This window comes from Qipengyuania mesophila, assembly GCF_019711655.1.
Lineage (GTDB): Bacteria > Pseudomonadota > Alphaproteobacteria > Sphingomonadales > Sphingomonadaceae > Qipengyuania > Qipengyuania mesophila.
In genome coordinates this window covers 656,341-674,011 of sequence record NZ_JAIGNU010000002.1, presented here as the reverse complement: position 1 = coordinate 674,011, position 17,671 = coordinate 656,341, and the positions used below count along the sequence as shown (strand labels likewise).

Annotated in this window: 14 protein-coding genes; 7 read left to right on the top strand and 7 right to left on the bottom strand. The window is 66.2% G+C overall.

All coding sequences use genetic code 11. From position 1 onward, the window contains the following. Positions 1-6: 6 nt before the first annotated feature. The 3 genes from K3181_RS12820 to K3181_RS12810 all read right to left on the bottom strand — a co-directional run bounded on the left by K3181_RS12820 (position 7) and on the right by K3181_RS12810 (position 3,094). Positions 7-1,005 carry a LacI family DNA-binding transcriptional regulator gene (locus K3181_RS12820; protein WP_221603474.1) on the bottom strand — a complete coding sequence of 333 codons (999 nt, stop codon included), beginning with the start codon at positions 1,003-1,005 and terminating at the stop codon, positions 7-9. A gap of 64 nt (positions 1,006-1,069) precedes the next feature. Next, entirely contained in the window at positions 1,070-2,293 is a 1,224-nt protein-coding gene (locus tag K3181_RS12815; protein ID WP_221603473.1) for an MFS transporter, read from the bottom strand. A gap of 129 nt (positions 2,294-2,422) precedes the next feature. Next, positions 2,423-3,094, bottom strand: a complete 672-nt coding sequence (locus K3181_RS12810) for an aspartyl/asparaginyl beta-hydroxylase domain-containing protein (protein WP_221603472.1) — start codon at positions 3,092-3,094, stop codon at positions 2,423-2,425. Positions 3,095-3,260: 166 nt separating this feature from the next. Here K3181_RS12810 and K3181_RS12805 point away from each other — a divergent pair, with 166 nt between their 5' ends. The 5 genes from K3181_RS12805 to K3181_RS12785 are packed head-to-tail and all read left to right on the top strand — an operon-like array spanning position 3,261 to position 8,995. Further along, positions 3,261-4,361: an acyl-CoA dehydrogenase family protein gene (locus tag K3181_RS12805; RefSeq protein ID WP_221603471.1), complete on the top strand. Its 1,101-nt coding sequence runs from the start codon at positions 3,261-3,263 to the stop codon at positions 4,359-4,361. After that, positions 4,358-5,893, top strand: a complete 1,536-nt coding sequence (locus tag K3181_RS12800; protein ID WP_221603470.1) for an amino acid adenylation domain-containing protein — start codon at positions 4,358-4,360, stop codon at positions 5,891-5,893. Before K3181_RS12805 ends, K3181_RS12800 begins: the two co-directional genes overlap by 4 nt. Then, the gene (locus K3181_RS12795; RefSeq protein ID WP_221603469.1) at positions 5,890-6,159 is read left to right on the top strand and encodes an acyl carrier protein; all 270 of its coding nucleotides are present in this window, start codon (positions 5,890-5,892) and stop codon (positions 6,157-6,159) included. The genes K3181_RS12800 and K3181_RS12795 overlap by 4 nt, the downstream gene beginning before the upstream one ends. Next, positions 6,156-7,400 (top strand): NAD(P)/FAD-dependent oxidoreductase, encoded by a 1,245-nt coding sequence (locus K3181_RS12790; RefSeq protein WP_221603468.1) that lies wholly within the window; start codon positions 6,156-6,158, stop codon positions 7,398-7,400. The genes K3181_RS12795 and K3181_RS12790 overlap by 4 nt, the downstream gene beginning before the upstream one ends. Continuing rightward, a complete protein-coding gene (locus K3181_RS12785; RefSeq protein WP_221603467.1) occupies positions 7,397-8,995 on the top strand; it encodes a methyltransferase domain-containing protein in 1,599 nt (532 codons plus the stop codon). Before K3181_RS12790 ends, K3181_RS12785 begins: the two co-directional genes overlap by 4 nt. Here K3181_RS12785 and K3181_RS12780 read toward each other — a convergent pair whose 3' ends face one another. Together K3181_RS12780 and K3181_RS12775 are read right to left on the bottom strand one after the other, a co-directional pair. Continuing rightward, positions 8,996-10,693: a sulfotransferase family protein gene (locus tag K3181_RS12780; protein ID WP_221603466.1), complete on the bottom strand. Its 1,698-nt coding sequence runs from the start codon at positions 10,691-10,693 to the stop codon at positions 8,996-8,998. It abuts the gene before it with no gap. Further along, complete coding sequence (locus K3181_RS12775; RefSeq protein ID WP_221603465.1) at positions 10,671-11,756, bottom strand: glycosyltransferase; 1,086 nt, start codon at positions 11,754-11,756, stop codon at positions 10,671-10,673. The genes K3181_RS12780 and K3181_RS12775 overlap by 23 nt, the downstream gene beginning before the upstream one ends. 183 nt (positions 11,757-11,939) lie before the next feature. Between K3181_RS12775 and K3181_RS12770 the strand changes: the two genes are divergently transcribed. Continuing rightward, on the top strand, positions 11,940-12,926 hold the full coding sequence (locus K3181_RS12770) for a glycosyltransferase (RefSeq protein ID WP_221603464.1): 987 nt from the start codon (positions 11,940-11,942) through the stop codon (positions 12,924-12,926). 118 nt (positions 12,927-13,044) lie between these two features. Then, a complete protein-coding gene (locus K3181_RS12765) occupies positions 13,045-14,718 on the top strand; it encodes an ABC transporter ATP-binding protein (protein WP_221603463.1) in 1,674 nt (557 codons plus the stop codon). A 7-nt stretch (positions 14,719-14,725) separates the two neighbouring features. Here K3181_RS12765 and K3181_RS12760 read toward each other — a convergent pair whose 3' ends face one another. Both K3181_RS12760 and K3181_RS12755 read right to left on the bottom strand, forming a co-directional pair. Continuing rightward, entirely contained in the window at positions 14,726-16,120 is a 1,395-nt protein-coding gene (locus tag K3181_RS12760; RefSeq protein ID WP_221603462.1) for an alpha-amylase family glycosyl hydrolase, read from the bottom strand. Next, positions 16,113-17,639: an MFS transporter gene (locus K3181_RS12755; RefSeq protein ID WP_221603461.1), complete on the bottom strand. Its 1,527-nt coding sequence runs from the start codon at positions 17,637-17,639 to the stop codon at positions 16,113-16,115. The genes K3181_RS12760 and K3181_RS12755 overlap by 8 nt, the downstream gene beginning before the upstream one ends. Positions 17,640-17,671: the final 32 nt, after the last annotated feature.

Genomic DNA, 17,671 nt, shown 5'->3' with positions numbered 1-17,671 from the left:
GCGCGCTTATCCGCTTCCGGCCGTCGATCCACGAATGGCGAGCGTCGGCGGGATTGTTAGCCCGTGCTCCGCCCCGAGTGTTTCGCCCTTCAGCATCCGCAGCAGCATCAGCGCTGCGGCCGAGCCGAGGCGGGTGATGTCCGAATGCACCGTGGTGAGTTGCGGGGTCACGTAACGGGCCAGCGGAATGTCGTCGAAACCGGCGACGAGGACTTCCCGACCGACGTCGACCCCCGCCTCGCGCATTTCGGACATGACATCGACCGCCATCAGGTCGTTGGCGGCGAAGACGGCATCGAAGGCCTGCTCTCCGGTCAACAGAAGCCTGGCTGCCGCGCGCCCGTCGTCCTCGCGGAAATTGCCGGGCAGGATGATCGGATGCTTGTCGCCCAGGCGCTCGCTCAGCACGTCGCGATAGCCGCGCAGGCGCTCGCTCGCATCGTGGTTGCTGGCCGGGCCGGCGAGATGGACGATCTTGCGCGCTCCGCGATCGATCAGATGTTCGGTAACGAGCCGCGCGCCGCCGTAATTGTCGACCGTCACGAAGGGGGTCGCACCATCGACCGCGCGTGCGTTGAGGAGCACGGTGGGTATGTGCTGCGTCAGCGCGCCGCCGATCGAATCGGCGCTCGAGTTGGGGGGCATGACAAGCAGCCCGTCGACCCGTCCGCGCATCGACCGGATCGCCTGCCCTGTCTCGTCGGCACTTCCATGCATATTGCCGAGTAGCAGGCTCTTGCCCGCGCCATGCACCACCAGGTCGATCCCGCGAATGATCTCGGAAAAGAACTCGCCGAACAGATCGGGCAGGATCACACCGATCGTGTCGGTGGTGCGCCGCGTCAGATTGCGTGCGCCGCTATGCGGAACGTAGTTGAGCTCGGCAGCAACGCCCTCGATCTTCTCGCGGGTCTCGCGGGTCACATTGGACAGGCCATTGAGCGCCCGCGACGCGGTCGCGACCGAGACCCCGGCGGCCTTCGCCACGTCCCTGATAGTTACCATTTTCCCGCCACCTGCGCACCGTAGCCGAACCGGACTGGATCGCCAACCGGAGCCGTACGCCGCCTCACCGCGCGCGTCCGAGCGCGAGGAGCACCCCCGCTACCCCGACCAGCGCGGCGAGCAGGAGGAACAGCGCCTGGAAGCCGAACAGCGGGATCATGGCGAGCGCGATACTGGGCATGATCAGCGAGGGGATGGTGTTGGTCAGGTTGAAGAAACCGAGGTCGCGTCCGCGATTTTCGGGTCGTGGCAGGACGCGGAGCGTCTGGCTGCTGTGCAGTGCGAGGAACACCCCTGCCGCGATGCCGAAGATCACGTAGCCTGCGATACCGCCGAGCGCGCCCTCCGACAGCGCCATGACGAGCAGGCCGAAGGCGCCGCAGAATGCAAACACCACCAGCGGGAGCATGGGGCGGGCCATCCGGTCGGACCAGCGGCCCACGACGATTGCCAGCGGCGAGGCGAGGATCAGGACGGCGGTGAAGAGCGTGGCGACGGTGTTGTCGCTCGACCGCGCGTCGAGGCCGTGCAGCCAGAGCAGGAGGAAGGCGAACAGCGCGGATTCCGCGACCTGGACCAGCAGCCGCGCGAGCCACATGCGCCAGACCTGGGGTGAAGCATGTTTTGGTTCCGGCTCCTGCGTCTCCGCCCTCGCAAGGTCAGGCGGCGGCGCTGCCGATGATTGCATCAGGTGCGGCATCGGTCGCGGCGAGCCGAGCAAAACGACCGGCAGGACCATCCCCATCACTATCGCGGCTATCAAAGCGAGGCGCGCCTGTCCGTCGGCCAGCCCGGGGATCGTCACGATCGCCCCGACGAGCGCGCCCAGCCCGGGTGCGAAGGAGAGCAAGCCGCCGAGCGTGCCCTTCTGGTGGTCGGGAACATAGTCGCCGGCGAGCGCCGCCAGCGGATTGAGCATCATGTTGAGCGCAACCTGCCACGCTGCGATCAGCACGACGAGATGCAGGATCGACCGCACCTGCCCCATGAACAGCAAGAGGAGGCTCGAGGCGATGAGCCCGGCGACGATCCACCCGCGCCGGTTGCGCGTCCGGTCGCTTGCCCAGCCGAAGGCGATGTTCGCCAGGCTGGCGGCGATGGCGCCGACGAAGGCTACGGTAGACAGCAAGTGAACGGCATTCGTCCCTGCGAGATCGGTGGCGCGAAGCGGCAGGATGAGCGTCAGGAAGGGCGCATAGGATGCAGAACCGCCCGCAGCGGCCAACGCATAGAGTAGCAGGAATCTGGTCGATTGGTTGCCATCGGGCTCGGACGGGCGGGCGATCATAAAAGTCTTCGATGTCCCCAGGCGATGTCCGCGACTTGGAATTGGAGCTTGCCTTAGGTCCCGTGGGTTTTCCGGTCCAGTCGTGTTGTCCGGAAGAGGCATTCCTCCTCTCGGTCGACTTTGGCGCGATCAGGCGGCTTGTCGCTCGGTCCAGAAATGCGCGATTCGCTCCAAGTCGGCAGAGCCGAGCGAGGCATCGGCCTGCGCGATCAGTGCCAAGGCCTCCGCATTCGGCACGACGTCGAAAATGAGATGGAGCCGGACGACGCTGGCATCGTCGTTGACGAGGGCATGCGGCTTCATGTTGTCGAGCATCCAGACTTCGCCCACGCGCATGTTGTAGAGCTGCCCATCCGAATAGACATGGACGTTGTCGCTCGTCTGCAAGGGAAGGTGGAAGCGGAGCGTGGCGTTGAACAGGTCGTAGTGCTCCTGGACCTTGCCCTGCGCGTCCACACCGTCACGATGGATTCCCAGCTTGGCCGATGGGAGCATTTCCGCGACATGCGCATAGATGCACTCGCCGGGGAACGCCTCGAGAAAGGCGGTCATCTCGGGCCAGCGGCGCAAGATATCGCGGTCGCCCCGGTCGGGCAGGCGGAGCGCCCATTTGTGGCGATTGCGCCCGCCGAGCCGCGCATTGTCGGGCTTCTTCGGCAAATTGCGCAGATTGGCGGCGGCATTCAGCTCGGGGGCGGCAAGTGCCAGCCTGCAGCACGCCAGGATATCCGATTCCAGCTTGATGAAATCGCTGGCGATCTCGTACGAACGGCCGCGTCGCGAGCGAAGCCATGGACGCAAGCGCCCTCCGATCATGTTTCCCCATAGGCCCGACATTCTGAAAAAATTGCGCAATCGCACGGGAGTCATCGAGCGAAATTCGGCGACCGTCGGCGTTCGGTGCCTTGCTGATCGCGGCAGGGAGGGGCAAGGAACGACGGTGCATCAGGGAGCGGGTGGCTGAGCGATGGATTTCGGACTGACCGAAGGCGATAGCGGCGTCGTCGCGCGCGCTACCGGTTTCGCGAGGCAATTCAGTGAAACCGGTGGGACGCCTTCGTGGGACCAGTGGGGCGATGGCGGCTGGACCGGGCTCTGCCTGCCCGGGGAATTCGGCGGCGGCGGGTATCCCGCCCTGGCGAGCGTGCTGGCTTTCGAGGCGCTGGGCAGGGGCGGAATCGATCGCGGCGCGCTGTTCGCGCTTGGGGCACATCTGTTCGGCTGTTCGATGGCCGTCGCGAATCACGGGTTGGCGGAGCAGAAGGCCGCCTGGCTGCCGCGGCTGGCGAGCGGCGCAGCGGTCGGGGCGTTGGCATTTTCCGAAGCCTCTGGGGGATCCGATCTCGACGCTTGCGGGTCCGAACTCGTCGCAGAGGGCACCGGCTACCGCCTTTCGGGAGCCAAGACCTGCGTCACAAATGGTTCAATCGCGGACCTGTTCGTGGTCCTTGCGCGCTCGCGCGAACAGCGCTCTCCTTTCGCCTATTCGATGGTGCTGCTGCCGCGCGACACGCCGGGACTGTCCGTGACTCCGATCGAGGGCGTGCGTGGGCTCGCCGCGACCGCGCCGGCCGAAGTGGTCTTCGATGACTGTCCGGTCGCCGAAAGCGACCTGCTGCGCCGCGGCGATCTCGGCATGGCGCAAATGCTCGACATCATGCGCTGGGAGCGCAGCTGCATTCTCGCCGGATCGCTCGGTGCGCTGCAGGCGGATTTCGAACGCGTGATGCGACACCTCTCCGAACGCGGGCGGCATCAGGCGACCGACCATGCGCTCGCACGAATCCGGACGCGGATCGAGGCGGCGCGGTGGCTCATGCTGCAGGCGGCGTGGCGCCTCGACCAGAGTGGCAGCGATCTGCTCCAGCCGTCGATGAGCAAGCTTTTCGTCAGTGAAGCGATCGCCGAATGTACCGGCGAACTGCGCCGGCTGGTGGCCGGTGCAGCCTGGCGCGGCGAACTCGGGCTCGCCGATGCGCTCGATGATGCGCTGGCGCTGCTGTCCGCCTCGGGGACCAGCGAGGTGCAGCTCAATACGATAGCCTCCCAGATCGGCAGCGGCCTGTGACCAGCGTCCTGCGCGACTTCGCCGCGCGCTTCGCCGAGGCCGGCAATGAACCCGTTATAGCCTGTGCCGGGCAGACCTGGTCAGGACGGGAATTCTGGGATGCGGTCCACTTTTGCGCTGGTCGGCTGCAGGAGCGGGGTGTCGCCCCGGGCGACCGTGTGACCCTCGCGCTGCGCAAGTGCCCCGAGGCGGTCGCATGGCTCTTCGCGAGCCTGCTGTGCGGCGCGGTCGCGGTACCGCTCGACCGGCGTGCGCCGGCTTCGCGATTGACGGCGCTGCTCGCCGACCTCGAACCCACCATGGCTCTGTTTGATGCGCCGACGTTCGCCCGCTTCGAGGACGGCGGCGGACACTTGCCCGATACGGGGCAGCTGGTTCTCTCCGAAACGCTGGAGATGCCGCCCGGCTGCGAAGTGGAGCGCTTCGCAGGGCCGCGGCTCACGGCCGGCGATCCCGCGATGATCCTGATGACCTCGGGGACTACGGGCGATCCCAAGGGCATCGTGTTGAGCCACGGCAATATCGCCACGTTTTCGGACTGGGCGCTGGAGACTTTCGGCTTCGGTCCGGGCGATCGTTTCCTCAACATCGCCCCGCTGCACTTCGACCTCTCGCTGCTCGACATCCTCACCGGCCTGCGGATCGGGGCGCAGGTCGTGCTGGCCGAGGAGGGCGACGCGCTGTTTCCGGCGCGCCTCTGCCAGTTGGCCGAGGAACACCGGATCAGCGTGCTCTACACCGTGCCGACCATCCTCCAGGCCATGGTCGCGCGCGGAGGGCTCGCGGCGCGCGCGCTGCCCGACTTGCGCTGGGTGCTGTTCGCGGGCGAAGTCTATCCGCCGCCGGCGCTCGCGCAGCTGATTGCGGCGGTGCCGCAGGCGCGCTTCGCCAATCTCTTCGGACCGACCGAGACCAATGTCATCGCCTGGACTGAAGTCGAGCGGGCCCCGGCAACCGCGGGAGCGCCCAATATCGGACGCGCCTGTGCCCATTCGCGGATCGAGATCTGCGATGCGTATGGCGCGCCGGTAGAACCCGGTGAGACCGGGGAGATCTGCGTCGCCGGACCCACAGTGATGCAGGGCTACTGGAACCGGCCCGAACTGACCCGGCAGCGCTATTTTGCGGATCGCGACGATCTCTTCCGCACCGGCGACTTCGGCTTTCGCGACGCGGCGGGCGATATCCGCTTCGTCGGCCGCAGGGATCGCCAGACCAAGCTGCGCGGGCATCGGGTCGAACTCGGCGCGATCGAGGCGCGGGCGCTCGCGCTCGACGGCGTGGCGGGGGCCGCGGCGACCGTGTGCGACGCGGGACAAAGCCTGTGCCTGCATGTCGCCGCGCAACCAGGGGAGCCGCTTTCGCAGGCCGGATTGCGCCGAGCACTGTCGCTCGTCCTGCCGCAGAACGAGGTGCCAAGTTGCTTTATTTTCTACGAAGATTGGCCCACAACGAGTTCGGGAAAGTGTGACATGGCGCGGCTGGACGCGAACCATCGCAGCTTGCTGTACGATCAGGGCGAAACTTCATGACGAGGGACATTGAAAGCGTGGTTGTGGAGGCGATCCGCAAGGTCGCCAAGCTGGTTGATCGCGATACCGCATTGACGCGAGATACGGCGCTGATCGAGGAGCAGTTGCTCGACTCGATCGAACTGCTCCAACTCGTGATGGAGCTCGAGAAAGCCTATGGCATCGAAATCCCGCTGGAGGAGCTGGCACCCGAGAATTTCGCTGACATTGGCGCGCTTGCCAGGCTGGTCTGCCGGCACCTGGGCGGCAGGGCGCCTGAACGGTGATCGCGCCAGACTGCGATGTCGCGATCATCGGCGCCGGCCCCGCGGGTGCCGCGCTGGCGATCCATCTACGCAAAGCCGGGCGCAGTGTTGTCCTCGTCGAGAAGGAGAGTTTCCCCCGTCATCACATAGGCGAATCGCTCACCGGTGAATGTGTCGGCCTACTCGACGAGTTGGGCATGAGCGACCATCTCCGGACAGCGGCCTATCCGGTCAAACGCGGCGTCACGGTGACCGGAGCCAATAGCCGTGCGCGTTTCTGGGTGCCGGTCGAAGCCTGCGAAGGCAGTTCGCGCCGACCGGCGACGACATGGCAGGTGCGGCGCGACGAATTCGATGCTGCGCTGCTCGACAAGGCGGTTGCCATGGGGGCCGAGCTGGTGCGCGGCACGTGCCGCGACGTCACGCGTGATGACGGCCGGGTCACAGGGATCGTGGTGCGCGGGGAGGCAGGCGATCGGCACGCAATCGCGAGCCACTATGTGGCCGATTGCTCGGGTCAGAAGACCTTCCTCGCTGGCAAGGGCCTGACCGGGCCGAAAAGCCGGACAGGCTACGAAAACCAGACCGCCGTGTTCGCGCAGGTGCGCGGCCTGGTACGCGATCCGGGCGAGCGCGACGGCAGCACGCATATCTTCTACGGCGAACGCCACCACTGGGCGTGGTCGATCCCGCTCAGCAAGGACGTCACCAGCCTCGGGATCGTGCTGCCAAAAGGCGCGCTGCGCCGCGACGGACGTGATCTCCAACAGATTTTTCGCGATGCGCTGGGCAAGGTGAATGGCGAGCTGATTGAGCGCAGCCGCGATGTCGAGCTTTGCGGCGAGGTCGAAACAATCTCGAACTATTCCTACTCGATCGAAAATTTCACGGGGCCAGGTTTCCTTTGCGTTGGGGATTCACACCGCTTTTTCGATCCGATCTTCTCCTTCGGTGTGCTGATTGCGCTGCAGGAAGCCAGGCTCGCCGCGCAGGTCATAGATCGCAGCCTCGCCGACCCCGCGCACCCCGACCAGTTCGACGGCTTCGTCGAGGCGTCGATGCGCGCGCAACGCGTGGTCGAATATGTCATCCGAACCTTTTGGGACTATCCCTTCGCCTTTCTCCGGCTCGCGCATTTCACCCACCAGAGCGACATCGCGGAAATCTTCTCGGGACGCCTCTACACGCCCGAAGTCATGGAGATCGAGGCGGTCCGGCTGATGCGCGAGATGCTCCACCGAACCGGTCAGATCGCTGCATGAGAAAGCTGCTGGCGGCATTCGCCGCCCGACTGGGCCTTAGCCGGCGTGCGACGATCGTCGATCCGCTGCAGCGCAAGCTCGACCGCATGGGGCTGTCCCAAGCTGCGTTCGACGCGCTGGCAGCAATGGGAGTGTCCGAATTCCTGGCCACGCTGCGGCAGGTGGCAAAGGGGAAGGATACCCGTTTCGCTGCGTTGCTAGGTCCGAGTGAGGGCACCGGCGAAGCGGCGGTGGCGGTCGGCGCCGCGCCGGAGGACGCGGGCTATGCCTTCCAGCGGCTCATTTCCGAGCAATTGGTTCAGTTCCTGCTGATGCAGAAGCTGGTGCGGCTCTCGCGAGGCGAGCTGGCGGATGTCGTGCGTATCGAGGGGTTGGACCGTCTCGCCGGGTCCGGCGGCGTCATGCTGGTCGGCAGCCATTTCGGGCCAGCCCGTCTGGTCCCACCGATACTCGCCATCATGGGCGTGGAGTTGACCGCGATAGCGCCGATCGATTTCCAGGATCTGCTCGCGATCGAACATCCCCAGGGTCTGCGCATGCTCGAACTCACGCAATCGAGCGACCTGCGCATCCTCGCCGAAGCCCAGCGCGACCTGCGCCGGGGCCGTGTGGTGCACAGTACTGGCGACGGGCTGCGCGGCGGTGCGAAACAGACGTTTTCCTTCCTCGGGGCGCCGCGGGATTTCACCACCAGCTATGCCTTTCTCGCACTGAGCGCCGGGGTTCCGTGCCACCCCGTCTTTATCCGCAGCGATGGGGAGGGGCAGCTCGCGCTCGAAATCGAGCATGCCCTGGGTGGGGACATCGAGGGCGGGGCGAGCGCAGCGGACACGGCCGCGCTGGCGCGCGATTATGTCACCCGCCTCGAACATCGCTGGCGGAGCGATTTCGGCAATGTGCCGCTCCGATCGCTCCAGCTGATGCGCAATGGCTGGCAGAAGCCCAACGCGCCTGCTCCTGCGCGCAAGGGCTTACTCGGCAGGCTTGTCCCGATCCGCAAGCCGCCCTCGCGCCGCGATCGCTGGAACGCCCGCTGGGCCCGCCGCGACTATGCGCCCTTCTGGTTGTCCGCCGGTGTTCCCGCGCCGCTCGTCGGGGCAGTCGCCGATGGCCATTTCCGCCCCGGAATGCGCCTGCTCGAAGTGGGCTGCGGTCAGGGGGAAAACGCCTTCTTCGCAGCACAGCAGGGTCTCGATGTGGTGGCGGTCGATTTCGCCGAGGCAGCTATTCGTCGCGCCCGCGAGAAGCATGGGCAATCGGGTTTGCTGCTCGACTATCGCGTGGCAGACATTACTCGTCCCCACGCTGTAGAAGGGTCCTTCGACTGCGCTTTCGATTGCGGCTGCCTGCACGCCATGCCGGGCAGCGAACGGGATGCCTATGCGCGCAATCTCGCCGTGCTGCTTGAAGAAGGCGCGACCTTCCTGCTGCTGCACAAGCTCGAGCCGGGCCAGTCGCGCGAAGGCCTCGAAGCGGATTTGCGTCGCCTCTTCGGCGCGGCCTTCGCGATGATCGAAGCGGGCGATGCGGATCTCGGCCATGCCGGGCACCCGCAGCCGGCCATCGCCCTCCTCCTGCGCCGCGGCGCTGCCTGATCAGACCGGGCCGTAGCCTAGCATCCGCGCGGTCTCGCCGCACAAACGCCAGATCCACTTCTTCTGCGGGCGCAGCCACAGCCGCGTCGCGGCGCGGCGCTTGCTGACGGGGATCGGCGGCATGTCGCCCGCCTCCCGGCCGAGGAAGGCGAGCACGCGCTGCCGTGTGGCGGTCGGGTCGGCGCAGAGCTCCTCGAAACTGATCTCGAGGTAACGTTCGGGGCCCAACGCCTTACCGAGGCGCGCCACGGGATCGACCTGGTAGCGCCAGGTGATCGCATTGCGCCGCCAGTCGGGATCGCTCTCGGCCAGTGCCGGATCACGACCGACCGCACGATAGGCGGCGGCGCAGACCGCCTTGCCGACCATGTTGTCGGTGCGCGAGGTCACATGCGTGCGGCGCAAGCTGCTGGTCACCGGATGACGGACCAGGTGGACAACCTTGGCCTCGGGAAAGGCCTCGAGCAGTTCGGGCGCGATGAGCATCGCCTCGGGCAGCTTGAAGCCCCAGAGTGCATCGTCGGCCAGCTTGCCGTCGCTGCGGATGCGCTCCGCCGTGCTGCGCAGCGCAGCGGTCCAGCTGGCGCGCCGTTCGGGCGGGGGATCGTCGCCCGTCGCATGCTTCTCGATCGCGATCGGGTAGATCGTGTCGACCCATTCGAGCGAATCCGCCGACACGTTGAGCTCGTTGCCGAGGAACACGCCGCACTGCTGGACGATGCCCGAGATGAGCCGTGTTCCACTGCCCCCGCGGCCGGTGACGATGACGGGCGCGTCGCGCAGGTCGGTCTGGCCACTCGTTGCGGGTCGCTGCTCTTCCGAAAGCTGCGGGCCGCGGTCGTAGCCCAGCTCCTCCATCGCGTCGCCGACCAGGTCGAGGATTTCGCGCTCCTCGCGCAGGGTCAGCACTTGCTGCCACTTGCCGAGCGAGCCGCGGTCGATCGGACGTTCGCGGTCGAGCGCGCCGGGACCATCGCCCTGCAGGACCTCAGCATGCCCGACCATCGCTTCAGCGGAGGGCAGGCCGACATGCGTCGCGATGCGCTCGGCAAAGGCGCGCGGATCGGCGACGCAATCCTCGTAGCGAAACACCAGCGGATCGAGCCCGGCATCGGCGAAACGAGCATGTGCGCACGACTTGATCCGCCACACCAGCGCGCGCTTGAGATGCTTCGCGACGCCGGGATCCCCGAGCATGGCGATCTCCTGGGCATAGGTCGCGGCGGCCCCCGGATCCTGGCGGAGGAGACGCAGCTGGTTGGCGGCGATGTCGGTGCCTCTCAGCCGGTCCATCGAGGCCACGACCGCGCGCACGTCACGCACTGGGTGGATGATCTTAACCGGCCCGGGGAGCCGCGCGATCGCCGCGTGGCTATAGGTCAGATTGGGCGCCTTGAGCACCAGATGGGTGATGTCCGGGTGAAGCGCGGTCGGGCGCAGCGGGCGCCGGACGATCTTCGGATTGCCGTCGCGGTATTTCTCCGCCGCGCGGGCGAGCAGTCCCGGCAGCAGCAGGTGCCGCCGCGGATCGCCCGCCAGCAGCGCGCGCGCCCAGCGCATCATCCCCTCGTCCTCGTCGAGCAGCAGCGCCTGCGGATGCGCGCCGACGATCTGCCCGACGAGCGAAGTCCCGCTGCGCTGGCAGCCGGTGACGATGACGAGGCACGGCTGCCGCTCAGTGCGGGAGGAGTTCGACAAGATGCCTCGCGATGCTTGGGGCGCCGTCGTTGGCGATATGGGCGGGCCCTGCCTCGGCGGCGCGGGCGGCGATCCGGGCGATGCGGTCGGCCGGGACCCGCGCGAGCGAACGTCGGCTCTCCACGGTGATGGCGACCCCGCGCTGCTCGAGCAACTCGCCGAGAATGCGCTGGTTGGGGTGCGAGGGCACGACCATCAGCGGCTTGCCCGCGGCGAGCGCCTGGTAGCTCGATCCCGCACCGCCCTGCGTCATCACCGCTCGCGCCTGCGGCAGGAGGCGGCCGAGCGGCAGGATGCCCGACTCGAACAGCCTGTGATCCCCGACCCTGCGCACGGTCTCTCCCTCGCCCTTGCTGTGCACGCGCACGATGTCCTCGCAGGCGAACCGCTCGGCGGCAAGCGCGCAGAAGCGGTCGTCGACGAGCTTTCCCGTCGAGCCCATCGAGCACAGCAGGGTATCCTGCGCACCGGCCATGGCCTCGCCAAGCTCGCCCCCCGCTTCCCACCACACCGCTCCGCAGGCGCGATAGGTCTCGGGCAGCGGCCCCGTATCGGGGACCAGCCAGGCGGGATCGGCCAGTAGCACGCGGTCAGCCTCGTAAAGATCGAAACCGCTTGCCAAGCGAGGCAGTCCCCGCCTTGCGCGCTCGCGCCGGATCAGCCTCGCGCGCCGGCGGAACAGCCTGGTCTGGACAGTCTCCCTGGCCGCGAGGCGCGTGAGGAAGCCATTGGTGACGATCGCACGTGGGCAATCGGGGAAGCGCGTGGTCGCGAGCCATCGTACCGGGCAGCAGTCGTGGACGACGAGGTCCGGCCTGATTTCCTCGAAGACCGCGTCCAGCGCCTCGGCGAAGGCAGGGGCGGGATAGTCGAGGTCGCGCTCCGCGATCGGCACGCGCCGGATCGAGAACTCGTCGTCGAAGCGCGCGATATCGAATTTCGCAGTCGCGGGAATGACGATCTCGATGGTGCAGTCGACCAGATCGCGCAGGCTGCGCGCGACTAGGGCAATGCGGCCGAAGTGTCCCAATGCCGGTCCCGAAATGAATGATATGGTCGGCAAGAAGGTCTGGCTTTCGCAATCCGGATGGAGGTTGCCCGGACCCTAATCCGCATTGAGCGCCCTGCCAATCATCCGTGAAGCAAGACAAATTTCTGCCGAGACAGTGTGCACGAGGTGTTTGCCCAGTTGCCAAAAAACCCATTCGTAGCGAAAGATGGTGTTGTGAGGGGAGGCGGTGCCACAGTGCGTGCAGGTAGGGGTTCATTCCAGATATTGCTGGCCACGCTCAACGGCGCGCGCTTCCTCGAGGAGCAGATCGAGTCGCTCGAACGGCAGACCCTCGGGCAAATCCACATCCTCGCCTCGGACGACGGCTCGGACGACGATACGCTGATCCTGCTCGAGCGGGCGCGGAGCCGGTGGACCAAGGGGCGGTTCGAGATCATTTCCGGGCCCGGAATGGGCTTTGCGAGGAACTTCCGTCACCTCATCGAGCAGGCGCCGCGCGATGCCGACTTCTACGCCTTTTGCGATCAGGACGACATCTGGCACGCCGACAAGCTGCAACGCGCCGTCGAGGCCTGTGCGCTCGGCGATGCGACCCGACCCTTCGCCTTCGGCAGCGCTTCGGCGCTGATCGACGCGCAGGGCCGCTCGCTTGGGCAGGCGCCACGCCGTCGCGGCGGTCCGGGCATTCGCAATGCGGTGATCCAGAACATCGCGTCGGGTCACACCATGGTGACGAACCGGGAGGGTTTCGCCCTGCTCGCGGATACGGCAGCCAGCATCGGCCCATTCCCGCACGATCACTGGCTGTATCTCATCATCGAAGGCACGGGCGGTCGCTTCCACCTGAGCAGTGAACCCACGGTCGATTGGCGGCAGCACCAGGACAATGCGATCGGCGCGCGAATCCCGCCCTTCTACAGGCCTCGTCGGAGCAGGTTCGAGCGCCTGCGCCGGGGCAAGCTTCGCGGACGGATGATGGCGAGCATCGCGCTGCTCGACGAGTGGCGCGACCTGCTGACCGACGAGGCGAAGGAGGTCGTCGACCAGTGCCGAGTGCTCGACACCTGCCCCAATGTCCTGACCCGGATGAAAGTCCTGCATAGAGCGGGCCTCTATCGCACCAGCTTCACCGGCCAGATCGGCCTGTGGCTCGACTTCCTCCTCAACTTCAAGGTGACCCCCTCGGTCTGGGGTATTCAACCCGCACGGGTTCCGACCTAGAACCCTCGGCCAGATGGACGATTTCTCAGCCAATCGAGGCCCCGTTGCCAGGTCCGGGTCGCGCCGTGGGCGGACGATCTATCGCGATCTGCGCGAACTCCATCGGTTTCTGCCGCCCGTGCGCAAACGCGAGCTCCGGCTGATCCTGCTGCTCAGCGGAGTGGTCGCGCTGGCCGACATCGTGACCATCGGCGCGCTACTTCCCTTCCTCGCCCTCATTTCCGGCGATGCCGGCCAGTCGGGCCATTATCTTGTCCGTTTTGCGCTCGAGCGACTTTCGCACCTAGCAGGACCTGACCGTTTTGCCATCGCCTCGGCGGCCGTTGTGGGATCGGCAATCGTGGCTGCGGCGGTGAAGGTCGTACTCTACTGGCTGAGCCAGCGCTTCGTGTTCCGCACCTCGCAGGATCTGGCGGCCCAGGTGTTCGCCAACACGCTGGCACAGCCCTATTCCTACCATCTGCAGAAGAGCGGCAGCGAGCTGATCGCCACGGTCAACAAGGTCAAGTCGATCACAATACGAACGATCGCACCAGTCATCCAGATCGTCTCGCATGTGATCACTGCAATGGCGGTGTTGGTCACGCTGGTGGCAATCCAGCCATTCATCGCGCTGATCGCGCTCGGCGGAATCTGTGCCGCCTATCTCGCCATCGCGGCGTTCGTGACGGGGGCGCTGCGTCACAAGAGCGCTCAGATCGCGGGCTTGCAGGCGCGACGGGTCCAGACATTGCAGGAAGCACTCGGATCGGTGCGCGATGTCCTGCTCGGCCGCACCCAGGCGCATTTCGTGCAACGGTTCCGCGAACTCGATCGGACCATTCTCGATGCTCGCGCGCATGCCTCGATCATCGGCATGGTGCCGCGCTACATCGTCGAAACGGCAGTTATCCTCGTGATTGTCGGCTTGACCTATTATCTCGCCAGCGCAGGGCCTGGCCTGACAGCGACGATCCCGGTTCTCGGAGGGATGATCCTCGGCATCCAGAAACTGCTTCCCGCGGTTCAGGCCAGCTATTCGGGCTGGGCCGGAATCCGCGGCGATCACCATTCGCTACAGGATGTCATCGACAAGCTAAAACTGCCGGTTGATGCGGCGCCACCGCCGGCCGCCCCGCTGCCGTTCGATCGTGAAATCCGCTTCACCGGTGTTGCCTTCGCCTATCCGGGGCGCGGCAGGCCCGCCCTCGCCGGGATCGATCTGACCATCGCCAAAGGGGCCAGGATCGGCATTGCCGGCAAGAGCGGTGGCGGGAAGAGCACCTTCGCCGATCTCGTGCTCGGCCTGCTCGATCCGTCCGCCGGCCGGATACTGGTCGATGGGGTTGCGCTCGATGCGGACAATCTTCCCGCCTGGCGGTTGCGCGTGGGACATGTGGCGCAGCAGCCCTACCTGGCCGACAGTTCGATCCGCGAGAACATCGCCTTCTGCGCCACACCCGCCGATGTCGACGAGGATCGGCTTGCGCGTGCCGTCGAAGGGGCCTCGCTCGCAGCGTTCATCGCCGAACTCCCCGAAGGTCTCGATACGCATGTGGGGGAGGACGGCGTGCGCCTGTCGGGCGGGCAGAAGCAGCGTATCGGCATCGCCCGTGCGCTCTACAAACAGGCCGATGTATTGGTCTTCGACGAGGCAACCAGCGCGCTCGACAGCCAGACCGAGACCGAGGTTGTCGAAGCGATCCGGAAGATCGATCCTGCGGTGACGATTCTGGTGATCGCGCACCGCTCGTCGACCATCGCCTGGTGCGACCGGGTGCTCAATTTCGAGGATGGGCGGCTGGTCGGCTGACCTTGCGCTATTTCCCGGAAGACAGCAGCAGATAGCCCCAGGCGGGCAGCGCGACGGCGGTACCCTTGGCGATGGTGACCGGCTCTCCGCTGGCGAATTCGGTATAGCTGCCGTCGGCCAGCGCGCTGGTCGGCGTTACGCTGACCGGCCGGTCAGAGAAGTTGAACAGGCCCACGACCTTGTCGTCGCCTTTCGCACGCGTCCAGGCGAGGACCTGTTGCGGTTTGTCGGTTTCGAGCTTCTGCATCACCGCGCCCCATTGCCCGTTGGCGAGAGCGGGGTTGGCCTTGCGGAAAGCGATCAAATCCTTGAGCAGCGTGCCGTAGGTGCAATCTTCGCCCTGGCTCCAGTCGATCGGGTCCTTCTCGAAGAAGGCGAGCCGTTTGGCATTGCACGCTTCCATCCCGTTGTGGACCAGAGGCAGGCCCTCGCCAGTGAAGGCGAGCGCGGTCATCGCATCGAGCGCGGGGCCGTAATTCTCCGCCATCGTGCCTTCCCAGGCGTTCGAATCGTGGTTCTCGATATAGGTCAGGCGCATGGCCTTCCTCGGCCACAGGCTCTCGTTCTCGGCGTAATAGCCGTAGAAGCTGGTCGCATCGCCTTGGCCATGCGCGACGTTCTTGGACGTGTTGTGCCAGTCCCAGGCATAGGTCGCGTCGAAGGCGGCGAAATGGTAGGCCGTCTGCTGCACTTCGCCGAGCATGAAGACTGGCCGGATCTTCTCCAGGCGTTCGCGAGCGGTTTCCCAGAAATCGAGTGGAACATAGCCGGCGACATCGGCGCGGTAGCCGTCGACGCCGAATTCGCGCACCCAATATTCCATCGCCCCGCCGACATGCGCGCGCACGCCGGGCTGCGACCAGTCGAGATCGATGATGTCCGACCAGTCCCACCAAGGGGTGGGGCGGAAGTTGCCCTTCCAGTCCTTCTCGTACCAGTCGGGGTGCTGCTTCGCGAGGGCGTTGTCCCAGGCGGTGTGGTTGGCGACGAGGTCGAGGATGACGTGGAAGCCTTGGGCATGCGCGGCCTGGACGAAGGCGCGGAAGTCCTCCTTCGTGCCGAATTCGGGGTTCACCGCGTAATAGTCCTGCACCGAATAAGGGCTGCCGAGGCTACCCTTGCGGTTCTCCTTGCCGATCGGATGGATCGGCATCAGCCAGAGCACGTCGACGCCCAGCGCCTTCAGGCGCGGAAGCTGCGCCTGCGCGGCCTTGAATGTCCCTTCCGCAGTGAACTGGCGGGTGTTGATCTGGTAGAGCACCGCGTCGCGCGACCATTCGGGATGGGTGATGATGACCTTGTCGCGCGGTTCCCAGCCCGTTGTGACGGTTTCTTTGGCGACGACCGGTGAGGCGCTGGCGATGAGGGCGGCGCCTGCCAGCCCGGCGAGGATCTTACGCATCGGCGGTTTCTCCCGGTATCGTCACGCGCAGCATGGCGAGGCCCGCCAGCGCCCAGCTCGCCGCGGCGAACAGCATCGTCCAGATCGGATCGGCCGGGAAGAAGGCGTTCATCACGCTGCCCATGACCGTCGCCACCAGCAGCTGCGGGACGACGATGAAGATGTTGAACAGGCCCATGTAGATGCCGAGCTTCGCCTGCGGCAGGCTGCTGGCGAGGATGGCGTAGGGCATGGCCAGGATGCTGGCCCAGGCGATGCCCTTGAGCACTTCGCACAGGATCAGCAGCTGCGGATCGCGCAGCACGAAATAGCCGAGGAAGCCGAGCGCGCCGAGCAGCAGGCAGGTCATGTGCGTGCGCGCCTTGCCGATCCGCCGTGACAGGAACGGCAGCAGTACCAGCGCCGCGACCGCCGCAACGCCGTTCTGGACCGTGTAGATGAGGTTCCACCAATTGGCGCCGGCGTTGTAGGCGGGGGTGGTCGGATCGGCGCTGCCGTAGAAATATTGCGAGACGATCGGGCCCGAATAGATCCACATGATGAACAGCGAGGACCAACTGAAGAACTGGACCAGCGCCAGCCGCTTCATCGTGTCGGGCATGCCGCTGAAATCGCCGACGATGCTGGAGAGCATGTTGGCGTGGCGTCCCTGTTTCGCCATCGCAATCGCCAGCGCACTGAGGAGGCCGTAGGCGAGGAGCAGGCCGCCGAGCAGGAGGATTTCCTTCTCCAGCCCGAGCGGGGCGACCGAGAGGATCACCGCCAGGCCGAGCACCATCCAGATGCCGGCGGAGAGATAGGTCTTGGCCGCCAGCGCGCGGACGCTGTGGCCCTCTTCGGTTTTGCGCTCGGCCTCGAAGGCGGCCATGTCCTCGGGGCTGTATTCCTTCGTGGTGACCACGGTCCAGCCGATCGCGGCGAACAGCGCGGCGGCGCCGGCCCAGAAGCTCCAGCGGACGGTGTCGGGTATCTCGCCCGCCGGGGCGACATTGCTCACCCCGAAGTGCTCGAGCAGCCAGGGGAAGATCGCCGCGACGACCGCGCCCGCACCGATGAAGGCGGTCTGCACCGCGTAGCCCGTCGCGTGCTGCGACTTGTCGAGCATGTCGCCAACGAAGGCGCGGAAGGGCTCCATCGAGATGTTGAGGCTCGCATCGAGCATCCACAGCAGCGCCGCTGCGAAGATGAGCGGGGCGCCGAAGGCGGGGGCGAGCGGCATCAGCAGCAGCGCGATCGCAGCGAGCACCGCGCCGGTCATGAAATAGGGCCGCCGGCGGCCGAAGCGGTTCCAGGTCCGGTCGGACAGATGGCCGATGATCGGCTGGACGATCAGGCCCGTCAGCGGCGCCGCGACCCACAGCGCGGGCAGGTCGTCGAGCGAGGCGCCGACCGTCTGGAAGATCCGGCTCATATTCGAATTCTGCAGCACGAAGCCGATCTGGATGCCGAAGAAGCCGAAGCTGATATTGGCCAGCCCGGCGAAATTCTGGCGCGGTTTCTGCCGCAGCGCCTCACTCATGCGAAATTCCTCGTCCCAGCCTGTGCGGGTCT

Bases quoted from the DNA above. Each gene is read 5' to 3' on its own strand.
- K3181_RS12820 (WP_221603474.1), bottom strand. From the start codon at position 1,005: ATGGTAACTATCAGGGACGTGGCGAAGGCCGCCGGGGTCTCGGTCGCG.
- K3181_RS12815 (WP_221603473.1), bottom strand. From the start codon at position 2,293: ATGATCGCCCGCCCGTCCGAGCCCGATGGCAACCAATCGACCAGATTC.
- K3181_RS12805 (WP_221603471.1), top strand. From the start codon at position 3,261: ATGGATTTCGGACTGACCGAAGGCGATAGCGGCGTCGTCGCGCGCGCT.
- K3181_RS12795 (WP_221603469.1), top strand. From the start codon at position 5,890: ATGACGAGGGACATTGAAAGCGTGGTTGTGGAGGCGATCCGCAAGGTC.
- K3181_RS12785 (WP_221603467.1), top strand. From the start codon at position 7,397: ATGAGAAAGCTGCTGGCGGCATTCGCCGCCCGACTGGGCCTTAGCCGG.
- K3181_RS12760 (WP_221603462.1), bottom strand. From the start codon at position 16,120: ATGCGTAAGATCCTCGCCGGGCTGGCAGGCGCCGCCCTCATCGCCAGC.
- K3181_RS12755 (WP_221603461.1), bottom strand. From the start codon at position 17,639: ATGAGTGAGGCGCTGCGGCAGAAACCGCGCCAGAATTTCGCCGGGCTG.